General features: G+C 66.6%; 21 protein-coding genes. 6 read left to right on the forward strand and 15 right to left on the reverse strand.

Features of this window, described 5'->3' with window-relative positions; all coding sequences use genetic code 11:
* Window positions 1-6: 6 nt before the first annotated feature.
* From phoU to EDF74_RS03465, 11 genes are all read right to left on the reverse strand, one after another.
* The gene (phoU, locus tag EDF74_RS03415; RefSeq protein ID WP_070471813.1) at window positions 7-714 is read right to left on the reverse strand and encodes a phosphate signaling complex protein PhoU; all 708 of its coding nucleotides are present in this window, start codon (window positions 712-714) and stop codon (window positions 7-9) included.
* Window positions 715-744: 30 nt separating this feature from the next.
* A complete protein-coding gene (gene pstB, locus EDF74_RS03420) occupies window positions 745-1,575 on the reverse strand; it encodes a phosphate ABC transporter ATP-binding protein PstB (protein WP_123728798.1) in 831 nt (276 codons plus the stop codon).
* A gap of 19 nt (window positions 1,576-1,594) precedes the next feature.
* Complete coding sequence (pstA, locus tag EDF74_RS03425; RefSeq protein WP_121041559.1) at window positions 1,595-2,461, reverse strand: phosphate ABC transporter permease PstA; 867 nt, start codon at window positions 2,459-2,461, stop codon at window positions 1,595-1,597.
* On the reverse strand, window positions 2,461-3,429 hold the full coding sequence (pstC, locus tag EDF74_RS03430) for a phosphate ABC transporter permease subunit PstC (protein WP_123728799.1): 969 nt from the start codon (window positions 3,427-3,429) through the stop codon (window positions 2,461-2,463). Before pstC ends, pstA begins: the two co-directional genes overlap by 1 nt.
* Window positions 3,430-3,516: 87 nt before the next feature.
* On the reverse strand, window positions 3,517-4,608 hold the full coding sequence (gene pstS, locus EDF74_RS03435; RefSeq protein WP_088433059.1) for a phosphate ABC transporter substrate-binding protein PstS: 1,092 nt from the start codon (window positions 4,606-4,608) through the stop codon (window positions 3,517-3,519).
* Between the two features lie 282 nt (window positions 4,609-4,890).
* On the reverse strand, window positions 4,891-5,910 hold the full coding sequence (gene pstS, locus EDF74_RS03440) for a phosphate ABC transporter substrate-binding protein PstS (RefSeq protein ID WP_046272026.1): 1,020 nt from the start codon (window positions 5,908-5,910) through the stop codon (window positions 4,891-4,893).
* Window positions 5,911-6,033: 123 nt separating this feature from the next.
* Entirely contained in the window at window positions 6,034-6,813 is a 780-nt protein-coding gene (locus tag EDF74_RS03445) for a hypothetical protein (protein ID WP_123728800.1), read from the reverse strand.
* 104 nt (window positions 6,814-6,917) lie between these two features.
* The gene (locus tag EDF74_RS03450; protein ID WP_123728801.1) at window positions 6,918-8,129 is read right to left on the reverse strand and encodes an OprO/OprP family phosphate-selective porin; all 1,212 of its coding nucleotides are present in this window, start codon (window positions 8,127-8,129) and stop codon (window positions 6,918-6,920) included.
* A 180-nt stretch (window positions 8,130-8,309) separates the two neighbouring features.
* Window positions 8,310-8,984: an endonuclease III gene (gene nth, locus EDF74_RS03455; RefSeq protein WP_123728802.1), complete on the reverse strand. Its 675-nt coding sequence runs from the start codon at window positions 8,982-8,984 to the stop codon at window positions 8,310-8,312.
* Window positions 8,984-9,346, reverse strand: a complete 363-nt coding sequence (locus tag EDF74_RS03460) for a hypothetical protein (RefSeq protein WP_123728803.1) — start codon at window positions 9,344-9,346, stop codon at window positions 8,984-8,986. Before EDF74_RS03460 ends, nth begins: the two co-directional genes overlap by 1 nt.
* A 3-nt stretch (window positions 9,347-9,349) precedes the next feature.
* Window positions 9,350-10,108 (reverse strand): enoyl-CoA hydratase/isomerase family protein, encoded by a 759-nt coding sequence (locus EDF74_RS03465; protein ID WP_428999142.1) that lies wholly within the window; start codon window positions 10,106-10,108, stop codon window positions 9,350-9,352.
* Between the two features lie 192 nt (window positions 10,109-10,300).
* Here EDF74_RS03465 and EDF74_RS03470 point away from each other — a divergent pair, with 192 nt between their 5' ends.
* From EDF74_RS03470 to EDF74_RS03480, 3 genes are all read left to right on the forward strand, one after another.
* Window positions 10,301-11,002 carry an FKBP-type peptidyl-prolyl cis-trans isomerase N-terminal domain-containing protein gene (locus EDF74_RS03470; protein WP_019185884.1) on the forward strand — a complete coding sequence of 234 codons (702 nt, stop codon included), beginning with the start codon at window positions 10,301-10,303 and terminating at the stop codon, window positions 11,000-11,002.
* 87 nt (window positions 11,003-11,089) lie between these two features.
* Window positions 11,090-11,893 carry a CoA pyrophosphatase gene (locus tag EDF74_RS03475; RefSeq protein WP_123728805.1) on the forward strand — a complete coding sequence of 268 codons (804 nt, stop codon included), beginning with the start codon at window positions 11,090-11,092 and terminating at the stop codon, window positions 11,891-11,893.
* Window positions 11,890-12,780 carry a sulfurtransferase gene (locus EDF74_RS03480; RefSeq protein WP_123728806.1) on the forward strand — a complete coding sequence of 297 codons (891 nt, stop codon included), beginning with the start codon at window positions 11,890-11,892 and terminating at the stop codon, window positions 12,778-12,780. The genes EDF74_RS03475 and EDF74_RS03480 overlap by 4 nt, the downstream gene beginning before the upstream one ends.
* Window positions 12,781-12,783: 3 nt before the next feature.
* Here EDF74_RS03480 and EDF74_RS03485 read toward each other — a convergent pair whose 3' ends face one another.
* Window positions 12,784-13,353 (reverse strand): N-acetylmuramoyl-L-alanine amidase, encoded by a 570-nt coding sequence (locus EDF74_RS03485; protein WP_070426972.1) that lies wholly within the window; start codon window positions 13,351-13,353, stop codon window positions 12,784-12,786.
* 57 nt (window positions 13,354-13,410) lie between these two features.
* On the opposite strand from EDF74_RS03485, the gene EDF74_RS03490 reads away from it, so the two are divergent.
* From EDF74_RS03490 to EDF74_RS03500, 3 genes are all read left to right on the forward strand, one after another.
* Window positions 13,411-13,938, forward strand: coding sequence for a hypothetical protein (locus tag EDF74_RS03490; protein WP_123729700.1), 528 nt, complete (start codon window positions 13,411-13,413; stop codon window positions 13,936-13,938).
* 107 nt (window positions 13,939-14,045) lie between these two features.
* Window positions 14,046-16,190 (forward strand): bifunctional 23S rRNA (guanine(2069)-N(7))-methyltransferase RlmK/23S rRNA (guanine(2445)-N(2))-methyltransferase RlmL, encoded by a 2,145-nt coding sequence (gene rlmKL, locus EDF74_RS03495; RefSeq protein ID WP_123729701.1) that lies wholly within the window; start codon window positions 14,046-14,048, stop codon window positions 16,188-16,190.
* Window positions 16,191-16,206: 16 nt separating this feature from the next.
* Window positions 16,207-16,743 (forward strand): GNAT family N-acetyltransferase, encoded by a 537-nt coding sequence (locus EDF74_RS03500; RefSeq protein ID WP_123728807.1) that lies wholly within the window; start codon window positions 16,207-16,209, stop codon window positions 16,741-16,743.
* 96 nt (window positions 16,744-16,839) lie between these two features.
* On the opposite strand, the gene EDF74_RS03505 is transcribed toward EDF74_RS03500, so the two are convergent.
* Genes EDF74_RS03505 through EDF74_RS03515 form a run of 3 tightly spaced genes read right to left on the reverse strand, consistent with a single transcriptional unit; the run spans window position 16,840 to window position 19,144 of the window.
* Complete coding sequence (locus tag EDF74_RS03505; RefSeq protein WP_123728808.1) at window positions 16,840-17,175, reverse strand: DUF3325 domain-containing protein; 336 nt, start codon at window positions 17,173-17,175, stop codon at window positions 16,840-16,842.
* Complete coding sequence (locus EDF74_RS03510) at window positions 17,172-18,788, reverse strand: PepSY-associated TM helix domain-containing protein (protein ID WP_123728809.1); 1,617 nt, start codon at window positions 18,786-18,788, stop codon at window positions 17,172-17,174. The genes EDF74_RS03505 and EDF74_RS03510 overlap by 4 nt, the downstream gene beginning before the upstream one ends.
* Window positions 18,785-19,144 carry a DUF3649 domain-containing protein gene (locus EDF74_RS03515; protein WP_260232172.1) on the reverse strand — a complete coding sequence of 120 codons (360 nt, stop codon included), beginning with the start codon at window positions 19,142-19,144 and terminating at the stop codon, window positions 18,785-18,787. The genes EDF74_RS03510 and EDF74_RS03515 overlap by 4 nt, the downstream gene beginning before the upstream one ends.
* Window positions 19,145-19,376: the final 232 nt, after the last annotated feature.

Below are 19,376 nucleotides of genomic sequence, written 5' to 3' on the forward strand. Positions count from 1 at the left end.
AAGCGCTCAGACGTGATCGGTACTGCTCGTCTCGTCGCGCTTCTCGCGCGGCGGCAGCGCCTGCTCGCCATGCACCAGGAACCACACGTTCTCGGCGATGTTGGTCGCATGGTCGCCCACGCGCTCCAGGTTCTTGGCCATGAACAGCAGGTGGGTGCACGGGGTGATGTTGCGCGGGTCTTCCATCATGTACGTCAGCAGCTCGCGGAACAGCGCGGTGTACTGCGCGTCCAGACGGGCGTCATCGTCGCGCAGCTCCAGCGCCGCGGCGGCGTCGTTGTCGCGGTAGGCCTCGATCGCGCGGCGCACCTGTTGCGCAGCCAGCCGGCCCAGGGCGCGCAGGCCCTGGATCTGCGGCAGCGGCGGCACCTTGCTCAGGGCGATCGAGCGCTTGGCCACGTTGGCCGCGTAATCGCCGATGCGTTCGATATCGGCCGGGATGCGCAGGCCGGCCAGGATCTCGCGCAGGTCGCGTGCCATCGGCCCGCGCAGTGCAAGGCGCATCACGTCGTGGCTGATGTGCTGCTCAAGCTGATCGATGGCTTCATCGTTGGCGATGATGCGCTGGGCGGCGTTTTCGTCGCGCTTCTCGATGACATCCATGGACGCCTCCAGCTGCGCGACCGCCATCTCGCCCATGCGCACGATCTCGGCCACCAGGCGCTGCTGTTCTTCGTCGTAGCTCTTGACGATGTGGTCGTTGGGAATGCTCATGCGGTTCTATCCAGGGTTCGTGGGCCGGAATCAGCCGAAGCGGCCGGTGATGTAGTCTTCGGTCTGCTGCTTGTTGGGCTGCGAGAAGATCACTTCGGTGCGGTCGTGTTCGATCAGGTCACCCAGATACATGAAGGCGGTGTAATCGGACACGCGCGCGGCCTGCTGCATGTTGTGGGTCACGATGACGATGGTGTAATCGTGCTTGAGCTCTTCCACCAGCTGCTCGATGCGGCTGGTGGAGATCGGGTCCAGCGCCGAGGTCGGCTCGTCGAGCAGCAGCACGTCCGGGCGCAGGGCCACGGCGCGGGCGATGCACAGACGCTGCTGCTGGCCACCGGACAGGCCCAGCGCGCTCTGGTTGAGCTTGTCCTTCACCTCGTCCCACAGCGCGCCCTGGCGCAGGGCCTGTTCGACGCGATCGGTCATCTCCGACTTGGAGAGCTTCTCGTGGTGGCGGATGCCGTAGGCCACGTTCTCGAAGATGGTCATCGGGAACGGCACCGGCTTCTGGAACACCATGCCGACCTTGCTGCGCAGGCGGTTCATCGGGTACTTCGGCGAGAGGATGTTCTCCCCGTCCAGCATCACTTCACCACGCGCTTCCAGCTTGGGGTACAGCGCGTAGATGCGGTTGAAGATGCGCAGCAGGGTGGACTTGCCGCAGCCGGAGGGACCGATCAGCGCGGTGACGCGCTTTTCCGGAATCTCCAGGTCGATGCCCTTCAACGCGTGGAACTTGTCGTAGTAGAAATCCAGCCCACGTGCGGCCAGCTTGATCGGCGCCGGGGTGTTCAGGCTTTCATGCGAAGCCGGGACCACGATGCGCTGCATCGGCACGGCGTTGGAGAGATCGTTCATGGCGATGTCCGTGGAAAGGTCAGTCATGGGAGATACGGTTGCGCAGCAGGATGCCGCGCGCGGAAAGGCTGACCAGCAGGACGAACACGGTCAGCACCAGCGCGCCGGCCCAGGCCAGCACCTGCCAGGATTCGTACGGGCTGCCGGCGAACTGGTTCATCACCACCGGCACCGAGGCCATCGGCTGGAACACGTTGCTGTTCCAGTACTGGTTGCCGAAGGCGGTGAACAGCAGCGGGGCGGTTTCACCGGAGATGCGGGCCAGCGCCAGCAGGATGCCGGTCACGATGCCGGCGGCGGCGCTGCGGTACAGTACCTGCACCGTCACCTTCCACTGCGGGATGCCCAGCGACAGCGCCGCTTCGCGCATCTGCGAAGGCACCAGGCGCAGCATTTCATCGGTGGTACGCACCACCACCGGCAGCACGATGAAGGCCAGCGAGAGCGCGCCGGCGAAGGCCGAGAACTGGCCACCGGTCTGCATCACGTACAGGGTGTAGACGAACAGGCCCAGCACGATCGACGGCGCCGAGAGCAGGATGTCGTTGACGAAGCGGACCACCGTGCCGGTCTTGCGGAAGTTGCCGTACTCGGCCAGCCAGGTGCCGGCCAGCACGCCGAGCGGCGTCCCGATGGCGATGGCCAGGCCGCACATCACTGCGCTGCCGAAGAAGGCATTGGCCAGGCCACCGTCCTGCATCGGCGGTGGCGTCATCTTGGTGAACAGATCCAGATTGATGCCGGCCAGGCCCTTGGAGGCCAGCGTCCACAGGATCCAGCCGAGGAAGAACAGGCCGAACAGCGCGGTCAGGCAGGACATCAGCAACGCGACCACATTGACGATGCGGCGGCGCAGGTACAGCGGTTGGGCGTTGGCGGTGGACATCAGTTGCCCTCCTTGCGGGCCAGGCGCATCAGCATCAGGCGGGCGATCGCCAGCACCACGAAGGTCACCAGGAACAATACGAAGCCGAGCAGCAGCAGTGCCGAGCGGTAAGTCTCGGTGGCTTCGCCGAAATCGTTGGCGATCAGGGCGGCAATGGTGGTGCCCGGTTCAAGCAGCGACGGCGACAGGCGCACGCTGTTGCCGATCACGAAGGCCACCGCCATGGTTTCACCCAGGGCGCGGCCGAGGCCGAGGAAGATGCCGCCGATCACCGCCGAGCGGGTGTAGGGCAGCACGATGTCCCAGCTCACTTCCCACTTGGTGGAACCCAGCGCATACGCCGATTCTTTCAGGCGGGTCGGCACGGTCAGGAACACTTCGCGCATCACCGAGGAGATGAAGGGGATCACCATGATCGCCAGCACGAAGCCGGCGGTGAGCACACCGATGCCCAGCGGTGGACCCTGGAACAAGGGGCCGATGATCGGCATCGTACCCAGGTGATCATTGAGGAACGGAGTGACGTACTCGGTCATCACCGGGACCAGCACGAACAGGCCCCACATGCCGTAGATGATCGAGGGGATACCGGCCAGCAGTTCGATGGCGGTACCGACCGGGCCACGCAGCCAGCGCGGGGCGACCTCGGTCAGGAAGAAGGCGATACCGAAGCTCACCGGCACCGCGATGACCATCGCGATCAGAGCCGTGACCAGGGTGCCGTAGATCGGTGCGAGTGCACCGAACTTGTTTTCGACCGGATTCCATTCGGAGGAGTAGAAGAAGCTCAGGCCCTGCTCCTGCAGGGCATGGCGGCCGCCCCACAGCATCGAGAGCGCGGCGCAGGCCAGGGCGACCAGCACCAGGATGACGGTGGCGATCAGGACCCAGCGGAACAGTTTGTCGTTGCGGGCATCACGCAGGTCGCGGAGGGACGGTGCGGGAACAGGCTGGGCGATGGCATTCATGGCTGAGGCGGGGGCCCGAGTGGTGGTTCGGCAGGGTGGTGCGGCGAGGAAAGCGGGCCTGCGCTGTGCACAGGCCCGCTGTCTGGCTTACTTGAACTCGCTGGTCCAGTAGGCTTCGATCTGGGTGACCAGCTCGGCCGGCAGCGGCACGTAGTGCAGTTCGTTGGCCTGGGCCTGGCCCTTCTCGAAGGCCCACTTGAAGAACGCCAGGGTGTCCTTGCTGCGCTGCGCATCCTTGGGCTGCTTGTGCATCAGCATGAAGTTGGTGGCGGTGATCGGCCATGCCTGGTCGCCCGGGGCATTGGTGATGACCAGGTTGAAGTCCTTGGCGCTGGCCCAGTCGGCGCTGGCGGCTGCCGCGGCGAAGGTTTCCGCGCTCGGCTGCACCCAGTTGCCGGCGGCGTTCTGCATCGAGGCGTACGGCATGCCGTTCTGCAGCGCGTAGGCCAATTCGACGTAGCCGATCGAGCCCTTGATCTGCTTCACGTACGACGCCACGCCTTCATTGCCCTTGCCACCCACGCCGTCCGGCCACTGCACCGAGGTGCCTTCGCCGACCTTGCTCTTCCAGTCCGGGCTGACCTTGGACAGGTAGTTGGAGAAGTTGAAGGTGGTGCCCGAGCCGTCCGAACGGTGGACCAGGGTGATCTTGCCGTCCGGCAGTTTGACGCCCGGATTGGCGGCGACGATGGCCGGGTCGTTCCAGGTCTTGACCTTGCCCAGGAAGATATCGGCCAGCAGCGCGCCACTCAGGCGCAGCTTGCCGGCTTCCAGGCCGTCGATGTTGACCACCGGCACCACGCCGCCGATCGCCGACGGGAACTGGCCGAGGCCGGCCTGGGCCAGCTCTTCGCTGCTCAGCGGCTTGTCCGAGGAACCGAAATCAACCGTGCCGGCCTTGATCTGGGCGATGCCGCCACCCGAACCGATCGACTGGTAGTTGATCTTGGCGCCGGTGGCGGTGTTGTAGTCGGCCGACCACTTGGACACCAGCGGGAAGATGAAGGACGCACCGGCGCCGGAAATCTCGGCGGTCAGGCGATCGCCAGCGGCCGGAGCAGCGGCAGGCGCGTCGGTGGCCGGCGCGGCGGCCTGGCCTTCAGCGCCCGGCTTGCAGGCGGAAAGACCCAGCGCGATGGCCAGGGAAAGGGCGGCGATGCTGGCCGTGTGCAGTTTCATGCGTCACTCCATAGCGGGATAAGGGCCGGTCTTTCCGGCGACGCGACTATGAAATGATGTTTTTGTTACAGCTTGATGACGCCGTGACCGAGCGCACGCAAAGCCTTGCGGCACAAGGGCCGGGCATTCTGCGGCAGGCAACAAAAAGGCGCGGAACCTTGCGGTCCGCGCCCGATGGCGCCGGAAGGGGGAGAGAGGTCCCTCCGGCGCCATTGCCTCGTTGTGCGTACCGACCAGGGGTCGGTACCTACCGCCAGCTCACCACCGTGGGTGGTGGCTTCCTCAATACTTCAGGTTCTGCGACCAGTAGGTCTCGATCTGCTTGACCAGGGTGTCCGGCAGCGGAACGTAGTCGAGCTGCTTGGCCTGCGCATCACCGCTCTTGTAGATCCAGCGGAAGAATTCCTGGGTGGCCTTGGCGTTGGCGACGTTCTTGGGCTGCTTGCGGACCAGGATGAAGTTGGTGGCAGTGATCGGCCACGCATCGGCGCCCGGGGCGTTGGTCATGACCAGGTAGAAGTCCTTGGAGCTGGCCCAGTCGGCGCTGGCCGCAGCGGCAGCGAACGAGGTGTCGCTCGGCAGCACGATCTTGCCCGAGGCGTTCTTCATCGCGGCGTAGGACATCTTGTTCTGCAGCGCGTAGGACAGTTCGACGTAGCCGATGCCGCCCTTGATCTGCTTCACGTAGGCGGCAACGCCTTCGTTGCCCTTGCCGCCGATGCCGACCGGCCACTGCACCGAGGTGCCTTCACCGACCTTGGTCTTCCACTCCGGGTTGACCTTGGAGAGGTAGTTGACGAAGTTGAAGGTGGTGCCCGAACCGTCCGAGCGGTGCACGACGGTGATCTTGCCGTCGGGCAGCTTCACGCCCGGGTTCAGCGCGGCGATTGCCGGGTCGTTCCAGGTCTTGATCTTGCCCAGGAAGATGTTGCCCAGCGTCGGGCCATCGAGCTTCAACGCGCCCGGGGCGATGCCGGCCACGTTGATCACCGGGACCACGCCGCCGATGACCGACGGGAACTGGGCCAGGCCGGCCGCAGCCAGCTCTTCGGGCTTCAGCGGGGCATCGGAGGAGCCGAAATCAACGGTCGCGGCCTTGATCTGGGCGATACCACCACCGGAACCGATGGACTGGTAGTTGACCTTCTTGCCGGTCGCGGTGCTGTAGTCGGCCGACCACTTGGACATGACCGGGTAGATGAACGAGGCGCCCGCGCCGGTCACATCGGCGGCGTTGGCGGCGAACACGGACGACGCGGCGAGGACGGCAACAGCGGCGCGCGACTTGAAGGCGTGGATCACGGGGTGGCTCCTGGGATGGATGAAGGTGCGGGGTGTCCCGCCCGGTGCTCATTCCATAACGGTTCGATGACAGCGCAGCGACTGTCATATGACCACCTCGTGACACGCCTTCTGGAGGCGATGTCACAACGGCTGCAGCGCCTCCGGGACCGCGTAGCGGCGGCCGTCGAAGCGCAGCACACGACGCTCGCCGTCCACCGGCGTGTCCTGGTCCCGGCAGGTGTCGCCGTCCATCCAGCTGTGCGTGGTGACCCGCCGCTCGCGCAGGATGAGGTCGGCCAAGCCGTGTTTGCCTTTGGGTCCAACGGCCACGGTGCGCGTGACGTCGGTGGAGTCGCCGGCGCAGCGGGTGTCCCACTCGGCCTGGAAACGCCGCAGCACCATCGGTGGGCCGAGCGTGCGCAGCGTGTCTGCCTGCACCGCCAGCAGATGCAACTGTTCTTCGCTGAACGGATTGGGCCCGGAGCCATTGCGCCGTTGCACACGCAGGCCGAAGGCGAGGGTATCCGGCGCAAGCTGGTAGCGCGCGGTATCCAGATGCATGCCATCGAAGAAGATCGCATCGCTGTCGAGTGCGCCGGGCAACACCGTCCATGCGCGCGTGGCCAGGGTGTCGGTATCGATCACCAGCACCTCCACGTCGCCATCGCGGGCGTCGTTGTCGCCGCCGTCGCGCCAGACCGGCGTGGCCACCAAGGTCAGCTCGGGGCGTGCCGGCCATCGACGGCAGACGCTGGCGGCAGTGTCGCGGGTGTAGCCGAGGCGATCGGGCAGCGCATTGTCCGCCCGCACCACGTAGGCCTCCTCAGCGGCCGACTGGGCGTCATGGCAGTCCTGCGCCTGGGCGGGCAGGGCGGCGGCACTGCACGCGGCGGCCAGCAACAGCGGGAGGGCGATACGCATCGGGTTCCATCCATGGGGAAAAGGGCGCACAGCATACCGGCGCGCGGGCACGAAAAAAGGCGCAGCCGAAGCTGCGCCTTTGTGTGTCACGCGAGTTGCAGGGCTTACCAGAAGAACTGCAGGCGCGCCTCGAGGATGTTCGGGTCGTCATTGACGAACGTACGGGCGGTGGAGCTGTACTTCTTGCTGTCCACCATCACGTAGTTCAGCGCGAACTTGGTGTTGGAGCGCCAGTAGTAGTTCACGCCCACGGTCCAGATGTCCATCTTGCCGCCCAGCACGCCATCGACGATCGGCGGGCGACCGGCCACCGGGTTCGCCGACAGGTTGCCGTCGTTGAGGTCCATGTGGTCGTAACGCGCACCCAGCTGCCACATGCCGCGGCCCGGCTCGTCCGGCAGGCCGGTGGTCGGGGTGCCGCCCTTGTAGCCCCAGGTCTCGCCGCTGATGTTCCACAGGCCGCTGACGTAGTAACCGTCGCTGCTGTAGTTGTCATGCGAGTAACGCTTGGCCTTGCTGGTGTAGTACTCGGCCTGGGCCTTGAACGGGCCGCCGATGTACATCGCTTCGGCGCCGATCGTGCTGACGCGGTCGGTATCGACCAGGTTGCCGCTGTCGACCAGGCGCACGGTGGCCAGATCCGCATTCGGGCGGGCACGCACGCGCAGGGTGTCGGCGTCCGTGTCGTAGTCGACGTAGCTCAGGCCGAAGTGCAGGACCTGGCCCTTCTCATTGATCGGGGCCCAGGTGCCACGCGCGCCGTAGCCGCTGCCGTGGGCGAGGTTGCGGGTCAGTTCGCGGCCGAAGGCGCTGGCGGTGACGGACCAGTTGTTGTCACCGATGCTGTAGGCGCCACCGAGGCGGCGCGCGACGGCGTAGGTGTTGGTGACCGCGGCCTTGGAGATGAAGTCGTTGTTCTTGGTGCTGGACAGTTCTTCCAGGCTGTTGGGCTGCTTGAACTGGCCGAACTGCACGAAGTGGTTGGCATTGCCGGACAGCTTGTACTTCAGGTTGGTGTCCAGGAACTTGTCGGCCTTGGCGTCATAGCCCACCACCCATTCCACGTTGCCCGGGCCCTTGCCCTTGAGCACCAGCTCGGCACGGCGCAGCTCGAATTCGCTGTTCTTGCCATTTGCCGCATCGCCGCCGTTGAGGTCGGCCACATCGTTGTCGAACCAGTTGCCGTCAGCCTGGACCAGGCCTTCGAACGTGATTTCCGAACCGCCGATCACATCGATGGCCACTTCAGCGTGAGCGGCCGGAACGAACAGCGCAGCCGCCACGGCCGCAGTAAGGAGTTGGCGATGCAGTTTCATGGAAGGAGCCTTGCAGGCAGGTGGGAAGATGCTGCGCAGGCTAATTAGTGAAGATTGCGTAAATGTGACAGTTTCGTACAAACCGTCATCGCCCGTATCCCAAGCGGCGTCAGGGGCTGCTATTGATGCCCGGCGCAGATGACCGCCCGGTTGCGTCCATATGGCAGTCGCGCCCCCCGTTCAGGCGGCGGTCTTTTCCTTGAAACGGCACAGGTCGCGGATGACGCATTGCGGGCAGTCCGGCTTGCGTGCCTTGCACACGTAACGGCCATGCAGGATCAGCCAGTGATGCGCGTCGAGCAGGAACTCGGCCGGGATCACCTTGATCAGCAGATCCTCCACCGCACGCACGTCCTTGCCGGGCGCCAGGCCCGTGCGGTTGGAGACGCGGAAGATGTGGGTATCCACCGCCATCACCGGTTCACCGAACGCGGTGTTGAGCACGACATTGGCAGTCTTGCGACCGACACCGGGCAGCGCCTCGAGCGCGGCGCGATCGCGCGGCACTTCGCCGCCGTGCTGTTCCACCAGCATCGCGCAGGCCGCAATCACGTTCTTCGCTTTCGCATTGTAAAGACCGATGGTGGCGATGTACTTCTTCAAGCCGTCCTCACCCAGCGCAAGGATCGCCTGCGGGGTATTGGCGACCGGGAACAGTTTGCGCGTGGCCTTGTTGACGCCGACATCCGTGGCCTGCGCGGACAGCGTGACCGCCACCAGCAGCTCGAACGGCGAGCTGTACTCCAGTTCGGTCCTGGGGTGCGGGTTGAGTTCGCGCAGGCGCGTGAACATTTCGGTCACGTCGGCCTTGGGCATGCGCGCGGTGCGTGCGGCCGGTTTCTTCATCGTAGCCATCAGGACGTGCGGCCCGCGGCCTTGGCCTTGGCGCGCGCGAGGATCGCGGCAGCGGCCGAGGGCAGGGCGGGTTTCTGGATCTCGGGTGTGGGGGGCGGTGCGCGGCGTGCATCGCGCTCGGCGGCGCGGCGCGCGAGCCGCTGCTGGCGCTGGCGGTAGCGCTCGCGTGCGGCCCAGGCGCGTTGCAATTGCTGCTGTGCGTGCTGCAGCCGCTGGGGAAGATCGGGATGATCGGGGCGCAGCGCTTCGTCGCCCGGCTGCGGGACGTAGTCCATCAACCCGGCGGCCAGCGCGGCATCCCATTGATCGTCGAGGATGAGTGCCAGCAGCTGCGCCGGCGAAACGGTATCGGAAGGCGACATGGCTCAGTGGTTCTGGAACACCGGCGGCCGGCGCGCCAGGAACGCGCTGGTGCCTTCGCGCATGTCCTCGGTGGCGAACATCAGGCCGAACTGCACGCTCTCGTACTCCAGCCCCTCGCCGAGCGAACACTCGCCGCCGATATGGATCGCATCAAGGATGCCGCGCAGCGCGAGAGGCGCGGCCGAGGCCAATTGCGACGCCAGTGCCTGGACGCGGGCATCCAGCTCCGCAGCCGGGACCACCTCATTGACGATGCCCAGCTGCGCGGCACGCGCGGCGGTGATCGGGGTGCCCAGCAGGCACAGCTCCAGCGCGGCGGCGCGGCCGCACAGGCGCAGCAGCCGCTGGCTGCCACCGAAGCCGGGCATCAGGCCCAGATGGATCTCCGGTTGCCCCACCTTGGCGGTCTCGGAGGCCACCCGCAGGTGGCAGGCCATGGCCAGCTCCAGCCCGCCGCCCAGCGCAAATCCGTTGATCTTGCCGATCACCGGCTTGGGCATGCGCTCGATGCGGCGCATCAAGCGCTGGCCCAGCAACGAGAAATCACGACCCTGAACCGCGCTCAGGCCGTTCATTTCGGCGATGTCCGCCCCGGCCACGAAGGCCTTGGGACCGGCACCGGTCAGCACAACCACGCGCACGGCCGGGTCGGCGGCTGCCTCGGAGAACGCGGTATCCAGGGCTTCCAGGGTCGCCCGGTTCAGGGCGTTGAGTTTGTCCGGGCGGTTGACCGTCACGGTGCGCACGGCAGCATCGTCCATAATCGAGATAAGGGCGTCGGCCACGGCAGGACTCCTGAAAACGTTAAAAAAAAGTGATTGTTGAACTCTTGAAACGAAGTCAGGTCAGAGCCTGCGTCGTTAGTGGCGGTTCAACGTTGCGGCGGCTATCCTAACCCGTCGCCTCAGGGCGGCCCAACGCGTCCTGAGTTACCACCCCTGGAGAAAAGTTTGATGAAGTTGCGTTCTATCGCGGTCGCCGTCGCGGCCCTGGCCCTGACGGGCAATGCCTTCGCCCAGGACACCTCGTCCGAAAAGGGCAAGCTGAGCTATTACTTCGGTTACGACTACGGTAACAACCTGGCTGAACTCACCGCACGCGGCGAGCAGCTGGACATCAACTCGGTGGTGAAGGGCCTGCAGGATGCCTACGCCAAGAAGCAGCCGTCGATCACGGCCGAGCAGTTGAAGCCCGCCGTCGAAGCCTTCCAGAAGCGTGAGCAGGGTCGTGCGCAGGCCGCCAAGGCTGAGTACGACAAGGCTGCCGCCGAAAACAAGACCAAGAGCACCCAGTTCCTGGCCGCCAACAAGGCCAAGGCCGGCGTGCAGTCGCTTCCGAGCGGCGTGCAGTACCGCGTGATCGAAGCCGGCAAGGGCGCCAAGCCGACCCAGGCCAGCACCGTGCAGCTGGAAGTGGCCGGTCCGTACCCGTTCGGCACCCGTCCGGCCGAAGCACGTCCGGCCCAGCAGATCCCGGGCATCAAGGTCAGCGAAGTCGAAATGAAGGCCATGCGTGAAGCCCTGCTGCAGATGCCGGCGGGTTCCAAGTGGGAAGTGACGCTGCCGCCGGATCAGGCCTATGGTGCCGATCCGCGCACGCCGTTCCCGCCGAACGTCGCGGTGCAGTTCGAAATCAAGCTCGTCAGCGTCAAGTAATTTCTGCAAGATCAAGAACGCGCCGGTGGAAACACCGGCGCGTTTTTTGTTTCCGTGCAATCGCGGTACTGTTGACCGGTGCAATCGATGGAACACTCCCCGCATGCCGTGCCCACTCCCTGCATCGGAATCTGCGCGCTGGACCGCGCCGGCGTCTGCACGGGTTGCCTGCGCACCGTGGATGAAATCACCCGCTGGCGAACCATGAGCCGACCCGAACAACATCACGTCATGCAGCACACGCTGCCCCTGCGCGAACAACTGCGGCAATCGCTGCGCGGCTCGCTGGCCGAACACGAGCGCCTGCTGCGCGCGCTGCATCCGCTGGACCAGCCGCCGCCCGGTGATGGTTGGAACCGCAGCGAACTGATCGATCTGTTGCCGCCCGGTCCGCCGGTTGAAGCGGCCGTGCTGGCCGGCATCATTCCGCGCGAGGGCGGCGCCCAGGTGCTGCTGACCCGGCGCACCGACACGTTGCGCCATCACGGTGGGCAGGTCGGTTTTCCCGGTGGCCGCAGGGAGCCGGAGGACCGCGATGCCGTCGCGGCCGCGATCCGCGAGAGCGATGAGGAAATCGCTCTCAAACCGGACCAGGTGCAGGTATTGGGGTATCTGGATCCGTTCGTGACGATTACCGGTTATCGGGTCATGCCGGTGGTGGCTGTGATCGATCCCGCCTTCGTGGCCGTGCCCGAGCCGGGCGAGGTCGCGGAAGTGTTCGAAGTGCCATTGTCCTACCTGATGGATCCGGCCAACCTGCACCATGTCGAGATCGACCACCGCGGTCGCATCCGCCACGTGCTCGAATACGGCTGGCCCGGGCAGCGGATCTGGGGCGCGACCGCCGCCATTCTCTACAACCTGCGTCGCCGCCTGGAGCAGACCGCATGACCACGCCGCTGATCGACGTCACCACCCTCGCACAGGCGCTGGACGACGGCGCGACGCGCCTCATGGATGCACGTGCGACGGCCAGTGCCGCCCCCACGCTACGGGTGGTGGATGCGCGCTTCTCGTTGGCCGATCCGCAGTCCGGTGCGGCGTTGTATGCACAGGGCCATCTGCCCGGCGCGCTGTACGCCGATCTCAACCGGGATCTGTCCGATCTTGGCCGTACCGGGCATGGCCGTCACCCGCTGCCGGACAGCGATGCGTTCGCCGCGCGCGTGGGCGCGTGGGGCATCGGGCCGCAGACCGAGGTCGTGGTCTATGACGCCGGCGACGGCAGCATGGCGGCCGCGCGGCTGTGGTGGCTGCTGCGCCTGATCGGGCATGCACGGGTACGCGTTCTCGATGGCGGATTTGCAGCGTGGCAGGCAGCGGGTCTGCCAGTCACCGCAGCGCTGCCGCAGGTGACGCCGTTGCCGCCGTACCCGGGGCAGTTCGACCGGAGCCAGATCGCCTCGGTGGAGGAGGTGCAGGCGCGTCTCAAGCACGCGCCGGGCTGGTTGATCGATGCGCGGGCGGGCGAACGTTTCCGGGGCGAAGTGGAACCCTTGGATCCGGTCGCCGGCCACGTGCCCGGCGCGGTGAATCGTCCGTTCGCGTTGAACGTGCATGAGGGACGGTTGCGCCCTGCGGAGGATCTGCGCGCCGCGCTGCAGCCGCTGATCGGCACGCACGCACCGGACGAGGTCGTGCTGATGTGCGGATCGGGCGTGACCGCCTGCCATCTACTGCTGGCAATGGAAGCCGCCGGGCTGGAAGGGGCACGGATCTATGCGGATTCGTGGAGTGGCTGGGTCAGCGACGCTTCGCGTCCTGTCGCAACCGGCTGATCATCACCCACGCAGTTCCTGCAGCGGCACCGCCGCCAGCACGCGTGGCCACGGGAACATCGGACCCGGATCGCGCTTGCGCGGCACCCGCCGCTCCGGATCATCGCTGGCCACTTCCTCGCGCGTATCCAGCCACTCATGCCCGGCGATATGTGCCAACGCGGGCAGCGTCCCGCACAGGTGTTGCAGCAGGTCGATCAGCGCCGCGATCTGCGCATCCGGGTAGGGCTCGTCCATGGCCTGGTGGCGGGAATCCCACCAGTGTGGGTAGCGCCCGGTGTTGACCAGTTCGATCCCGATCGAGCGCGGATTATAGCCACTGACCTGATGCGCGACGCGGTCCAGGGACACGTACTGGACGATGCGCCCATCGCGGTCGATGTAGTAGTGCCCGCTGTTGCCGGTGCCGCTGTCATACAGCACGCGCTCGCCGTACTCGCGTGCCATCGCCAGGTCCGGCAGTTCGGTGCAGTGGATGACCACCAGATCGATCTCGTCGTGCGTGCGGGGCAGCAGCCTGTCCTGGTAGGGCAGGGGCTGTGCATCGATGGCGGGCGGGGCGCGGTCGGGCATGCGGCGATGCTAGCATTTGGGCATGAACGCTCCTATCGATTCCCGCGTGGTATGCGCATGAGCCGCGGCCACTGCATCCTCTCCCATGGCTTTGAAAGCGGCCCGGACGCCATCAAGGTGACCGCCCTGGCCGAAGTGGCCGAGCGCCTGGGCTGGACCCACGAGCGCCCGGATTACACCGACCTGGACGCCCAGCGCGAGGTCAGCAGTCTGGGCGATGTCCGTTCCCGCCTGCAGCGCCTGGTCACCCTGGCCACTGCCCGTGCCGCGCAGGGCCCGGTGGTGCTGGCCGGTTCCAGCCTGGGCTCGTACATCTCGGCCATCGCCTCGCTGCAGGTGCCGGTCCAGGGCCTGTTCCTGATGGTGCCGCCGACCCGGATGGGGCCGATGCCGGCGCTGGATGCCGCCCGCGTGCCGACCAGCGTGGTCCATGCCTGGCACGATGAGCTGATCCCGCCGGCCGAGGTGATCGCCTGGGCCCAGGCCCGCTCGGCCCGCCTGCTGATGGTGGACGACGGGCACCGCCTGACCGATCACGTGGAGGCCTCGAGCCGGGCCTTCGAGGAACTGCTGGCCTCGCTGTAACCGGGCGTTCCAGCCCACCTCACGTACAATGGCCCCCCGGACCCCGTGCCCGGCTGCTTGCCGTGCCCGTGGGCACCCCCTCTCCGCTGACCTGCGATACCGATTCCGTGAAATTCTTTGTTTCCTGCGCCAAGGGCCTGGAGTATCTGCTCGCCGACGAACTGTTGGCGCTCGGCCTGGACAAGGCCACCGCCACCATTTCCGGCGTCAACGCCGAGGGCGAGCTGGCGCAGGCGCAGCGCGTGGTGCTGTGGTCGCGCCTGGCCAGCCGGGTGCTGTGGCCGCTGGCCGAGTTCGAGTGCCCGGACGAGGGATCGCTCTACCAGGGCGTCTCGGCGATGGCGTGGGAGCAGCACATCAGCCCCGAGCTGACCCTCTCGGTGGACGCGCATGTGTCCGGTACCGAGATCACGCACGCGCGCTTCGCCGCGCAGCGGGTCAAGGACGGCGTGGTCGACAGCCTGCGCGCGCAGGGCCTGGAGCGGCCGTCGGTGAACGTGGAGTTCCCGGACGTGCGCATCAATCTGTCGCTGCGCAAGGGCCGGGCCACGATCTCGATCGATCTCGGCGGTGGCCCGATGCACCGCCGCGGCTGGCGCATGGCGCAGAACGAAGCGCCGCTGAAGGAAAACCTGGCCGCTGCCGTGCTGCTGCGCGCCAACTGGCCGAAGATCCACAGTGAAGGCGGTGGCCTGCTCGACCCGATGTGCGGCAGCGGCACGTTGCTGATCGAAGGTGCGCTGATGGCCGCCGACGTCGCCCCGGGCCTGCAGCGCCACGGCAGCATCCCGCCGAGCCGCTGGTTGGGCTTTGACCGCGAGAGCTGGAACACCCTGATGGCCGAAGCGCGCACGCGCGAAGAAGCCGGCCGTGGTGCGCTCAAGCAGGTCATCCACGGCAGCGATATCGACCCGCATGCGATCCGCGCGGCCAAGGAAAATGCCGAGACCGCCGGCGTCTCGCATGCGATCTGGTTCGGCGTGCGCGACGTGGCCGATGTGCAGGTGCCGCTGCAGGAAACTGGCTGCGTGGTCTGCAACCCGCCTTACGATGAGCGTCTGGCCGCCGATGCACTGCTGTACCGCCGCCTCGGCGACGCGCTCAAGCGTGCGGTGCCGCAGTGGCGTGCCAGCCTGCTGTGCGGCAGCGCCGACCTGGCCTTCGCCACCGGCCTGCGCGCCAACAAGAAGTACCAGCTGTTCAACGGTGCCATCGAGTGCGCGCTGATCGTCTGCGACCCGATCGCGGTGCCGCAGCGCGAGAACACCGGCCAGCCGCGCGAGCTCAGCGAAGGCGCGCAGATGGTGGCCAACCGCCTGCGCAAGAACATCAAGAAGTTCAAGACGTGGCGGACGCGCGAAAGCATTACCTGCTACCGCGTTTACGATGCCGATCTGCCCGAGTACGCGGCGGCCATCGATGTCTATGAAGAAGACGGCGGTGCCCGCCGCACGTTCCTGCATGTGCAGGAATACGCAGCCCCGGCGACCATTCCGGATGTGGATGTGCGTCGCCGCCGCAACGAGTTGCTCTCTGCCGCGCGCGAGGTCTTCCAGGTGCCGGCCGAGCAGGTCGCGCTGAAGTCGCGCGAGCGTGGCAAGGGCGGCAGCAAGTACGGTCGTTTCGAGCAGCGCGGCGAGTTCGTGCTGGTGCGCGAGAACGATGCGCTGCTGCGCGTGAACCTGTTCGATTATCTGGACACCGGCCTGTTCCTGGACCACCGTCCACTGCGCTGGCACATGGCGCAGGAAGCCCAGGGCAAGCGCTTCCTCAACCTGTTCTGCTACACCGGTGTCGCCTCGGTGCAGGCCGCCGTGGCCGGTGCCGCGACCACCACCAGCGTGGATCTGTCCGGTACGTACCTGCAGTGGTGCGCCGACAATCTCGCGTTGAACGGCAAGGGCGGCAGCCAGCACCAGCTGATCCAGGCCGATGCGTTGGCGTGGCTGGAAGCCGAACGTCACCGCTTCGATGTGATCTTCTGCGATCCGCCGACGTTCTCCAACTCCGCCCGCGCCGATGACTTCGACATCCAGCGCGAACACGTGCGCCTGCTGCGTGCGGCCGTGGCCCGCTTGAGCCCGGAAGGCGTGCTGTATTTCTCCAACAACTTCCGCCGCTTCAAGCTGGACGACGAAGCGATCAAGGAATTCGCGGAGTGCAAGGAGATTTCGCCCGAGACCATCGGTGCGGACTTCGAACGCAACCCGCGCATCCACCGCGCATGGGAACTGCGCCGCTACGGCGCCTGACCAACCGGGGGCTGACATGGACGACAGCCAGCTCTACGCCGACGGACTGCTGCTGCGTCCGTTCGAGGATCCCGACGCCGCCTCCTTTGCGGCGGCGGTGCGTGAATCGGCCCAGGGCATGCGGCGCTGGATGCCGTGGAGCTCGGTCGACTACCGCGTCGAGCAGGCGCTGCAATGGTTCCAGGCCTGCCGGGACGGCTGGGCGGCAGGCACCGCCTGCGAGTACGGAATCTTCGACCAGGACACGGCCGCCTTCGTCGGCGGCGCGGGACTGAACAAGATCCAGTACGACCCCCGGTTCTGCAACCTGGGCTACTGGGTGCGGCAGTCATGCCGTGGCCAGGGCGTGGCGCCCCGCGTCGTGCAGGCGCTGGCCGTCCAGGCATTCGGGCCGCTGGGCCTGCATCGGGTAGAGATCGTCGTGGCCGTGGGCAACCTCGCCAGCGAACGGGTGGCGGTGAAGGCCGGCGCCCTGCGCGAGGGCGTGGCGCGAAACCGGCTGGTCATTGACGGGCGTCCTGTCGCCGCGCACATGTTTTCACTGGTGCCCTGATCGGCGATCGCGATGCGGCTGCGCACCTGAGGGTGCGGCGGGCGCACCGCAGGGAGTGATCTGAAGGTAGAGCCACGCCATGCGTGGCTGATCCCTTCAGCGCGTGACCAGCGCCACCGCCAGCCCCACCACCGGCAACGCCCACGCCAGCGGCGCGATCCAGCGCGGGCGGTACGGATACAGCCCAAACGCGATCAGCACCCCGCTGATCGTCAGCGCGCCCAGCCACAGCACCGGGCCGATCGCCCAGCCGTGGTCCAGCACGCACAGCGCGAACGCGACGGTCAGCAACGTCCACCCCACCCAGCGCCACACCCGCATGCGCGATGCGCTGGCGCCGGCTTTGCCGTGCAGGTCCAGCTGGTGCTTGTCCATGGCCAGCGACAACGCCGTGAACGCCGAGAAGCTCAGCGTGATCGCGAGCAGCATCATGCCGTGGCCTCCGCCGCGGCCGCCTGCTGGCGACGCTTCTTTTCGGCCGCGCTCAGCGGGGGCTGCCAGCGCCGCATGCGATGGCCGCAGTAGGCCAGCATCGCGCCCAAGGCGAGCATGGTCAGATCGAACCCGGCCAGCACCCAGTCACCGGTGCGCAGGGTGACGCCCAGATGCGCATGCGTGGTGACTGCGTTGACCACCGGAATCAGGGCGAACAGCGCGCCCCCCAGATACAACTGCCACGTCCACATCATCCGCTTGGGCCAGAGGAAACCGGCCAGCAACGCGGCGGCCCATGCATAGAAGAACGCATTGACCTCGGCAGAGGAGCGCTCGGCCATCTGTACCGGCAGCAGACGATTGGCCAGGAAATAGGTGGCGAAGGCGATCGGCAGGCCAGCTACCGCGCCGATATTGAGCGCGTCGACCAGGCGCAGGCCGAAGCCGGTCTTGCCGGACTTGGCGTGCTTGGGCCGTTCCTTCACCGCCCACAGCACCACGCCGCTGGCGACCATCAGGCAGCCGATCAGGCCGGACAGGAAGAACAGCGCACGCAGGCCCCAATCGGCGAACCGCGCCAGGTGCAGGCCGTACATCACGCCGCGGGTCTGGGTGGCGCCGCCCGAGGCCGGGCTGGCCTCGAGCAACTGGCCGGTGATGGCGTTGAAGCGCAGCGACGGGGTGTCCACCGACAGGCGCTTTCCATCGCGCTGGGTGATATCCACGATCGCGTTCGCCGCGCCCGGGTGGTACAGAGTGAAGCCGGCCACATCCGCACCCTTCCATTCGGCGCGCGCGCTGTCGAGCAACTGCTGGATCGGCAGCGGCGTGGCGCGTCCTTCAGCCGGGGTCTCGACCTCGGCCAGGCGAGCGAAGGCCTCGCTGAAGAACGCCTCCTCATCCTTGGGATAGGCAACGCTCACGCCCCATGGCAGGTACATGAACATCAACGTGACGATGCCGGTATAGGTGATCATCGCGTGGTACGGCAGAGCCATCACCGCGCTGACGTTGTGGAAATCCAGCCATGACCGCAGGCCCTTCTCCGGGCGGAAGGTGAAGAAGTCCTTGAAGATCTTCTTGTGCGTGATCACGCCGGTGATGATCGCCACCAGCATGAACATCGCGCAGAAGCCGACCAGATAGCGCGCCCAGTACACCGGGATGTAGTGCAGGTCGAAATGCAGGCGGTAGAAGAAGTCACCACCGCGGGTTTCGCGCGCGGCGATTTCCTCGCCGGTGTTCGGATCGACGGTGGCATCGCCGAAGCGGCCACCGCCGCGCCGGCGGCGCTCGCCTTCCACCGGCGGCTTGACCATCGATTCGGGGTTGCGCCAGAACATGCGCATCGCCGGGTTGCGCGGGTCGGGCAGGGTGACGTTCCAGCTCTCGGCCTGCGGTGCCTTGTGCTGCAGGAAGGTCAGGGCGCGCTCGGCCGCCACGTCGGCGGTCACGCTGCTGCGCGGCAGCTCCGGGCGCATCCAGCGGCTGATTTCCTCGCGGTAATAGCTGGCCGTGCCGGCCATGAAAATCAGCAGCAGCAGCCAGCCCACCAGCAGGCCGGTCCAGGTGTGCAGCCAGGCCATCGACTGGCGGAATCCGTTCTTCATGCGGCCCCCTGCAGCAGCCGGGTGCCGATCCAGAACAGCGCGGTCGGGATCAGGATGCCGCCCCACGCGCGCAGCGCGGTACGGGTAGCGAACGCCCACAGCGCCGCGCAGGCGCACAGCACGATCGCCACCAGCATGCCGGTCAGCACCGCTTGCCCGCGCGCGATCGGCAGCGCGACCGCGAAGAACATCGAGCAGGTCGCGGCCAGCGCGTAGCCGCCGAAGATCGCGGCGAGCGAGCGTGACAGGACACCCAGCCAGGGGCGGGTGACGAAGGAACCAAGACGGTTGAACCTGGCGCTGGCGTGCGGCGTGCTGTCCACGGAAACCTGCTGATCAATCGGGGAAACGGGCATCACCGGCCGCAGCCGGTGACGAGCAATAGTGGCCATCCCTGGCCGTGTTCACTGCGCGTCGCAGTAAGGCGACAGCACGAACGCGCAGCGACGCTGCCAGAGGAAGCAGGGCAGGCAAGGCAGAGCGGATCAGGGGGTGTACACGGGGCGTTGCGCGGGGAAGGCATGGTGCATCCGGGCGCCGATTGACCAAGCGTACAGCCGATCAGTGAATGATAGTCATTATCATTTC

The organism is Stenotrophomonas rhizophila (assembly GCF_003751305.1).
GTDB lineage: Bacteria > Pseudomonadota > Gammaproteobacteria > Xanthomonadales > Xanthomonadaceae > Stenotrophomonas > Stenotrophomonas rhizophila_B.

Coding starts and splice junctions, on each gene's coding strand:
- phoU (WP_070471813.1), bottom strand. CDS start 714: ATGAGCATTCCCAACGACCACATCGTCAAGAGCTACGACGAAGAACAG.
- pstB (WP_123728798.1), bottom strand. CDS start 1,575: ATGAACGATCTCTCCAACGCCGTGCCGATGCAGCGCATCGTGGTCCCG.
- pstA (WP_121041559.1), bottom strand. CDS start 2,461: ATGTCCACCGCCAACGCCCAACCGCTGTACCTGCGCCGCCGCATCGTC.
- pstC (WP_123728799.1), bottom strand. CDS start 3,429: ATGAATGCCATCGCCCAGCCTGTTCCCGCACCGTCCCTCCGCGACCTG.
- pstS (WP_088433059.1), bottom strand. CDS start 4,608: ATGAAACTGCACACGGCCAGCATCGCCGCCCTTTCCCTGGCCATCGCG.
- EDF74_RS03445 (WP_123728800.1), bottom strand. CDS start 6,813: ATGCGTATCGCCCTCCCGCTGTTGCTGGCCGCCGCGTGCAGTGCCGCC.
- EDF74_RS03450 (WP_123728801.1), bottom strand. CDS start 8,129: ATGAAACTGCATCGCCAACTCCTTACTGCGGCCGTGGCGGCTGCGCTG.
- nth (WP_123728802.1), bottom strand. CDS start 8,984: ATGGCTACGATGAAGAAACCGGCCGCACGCACCGCGCGCATGCCCAAG.
- EDF74_RS03460 (WP_123728803.1), bottom strand. CDS start 9,346: ATGTCGCCTTCCGATACCGTTTCGCCGGCGCAGCTGCTGGCACTCATC.
- EDF74_RS03465 (WP_428999142.1), bottom strand. CDS start 10,108: ATGGACGATGCTGCCGTGCGCACCGTGACGGTCAACCGCCCGGACAAA.
- EDF74_RS03470 (WP_019185884.1), top strand. CDS start 10,301: ATGAAGTTGCGTTCTATCGCGGTCGCCGTCGCGGCCCTGGCCCTGACG.
- EDF74_RS03475 (WP_123728805.1), top strand. CDS start 11,090: ATGGAACACTCCCCGCATGCCGTGCCCACTCCCTGCATCGGAATCTGC.
- EDF74_RS03480 (WP_123728806.1), top strand. CDS start 11,890: ATGACCACGCCGCTGATCGACGTCACCACCCTCGCACAGGCGCTGGAC.
- EDF74_RS03485 (WP_070426972.1), bottom strand. CDS start 13,353: ATGCCCGACCGCGCCCCGCCCGCCATCGATGCACAGCCCCTGCCCTAC.
- EDF74_RS03490 (WP_123729700.1), top strand. CDS start 13,411: ATGAGCCGCGGCCACTGCATCCTCTCCCATGGCTTTGAAAGCGGCCCG.
- EDF74_RS03500 (WP_123728807.1), top strand. CDS start 16,207: ATGGACGACAGCCAGCTCTACGCCGACGGACTGCTGCTGCGTCCGTTC.
- EDF74_RS03505 (WP_123728808.1), bottom strand. CDS start 17,175: ATGATGCTGCTCGCGATCACGCTGAGCTTCTCGGCGTTCACGGCGTTG.
- EDF74_RS03510 (WP_123728809.1), bottom strand. CDS start 18,788: ATGAAGAACGGATTCCGCCAGTCGATGGCCTGGCTGCACACCTGGACC.
- EDF74_RS03515 (WP_260232172.1), bottom strand. CDS start 19,144: ATGCCCGTTTCCCCGATTGATCAGCAGGTTTCCGTGGACAGCACGCCG.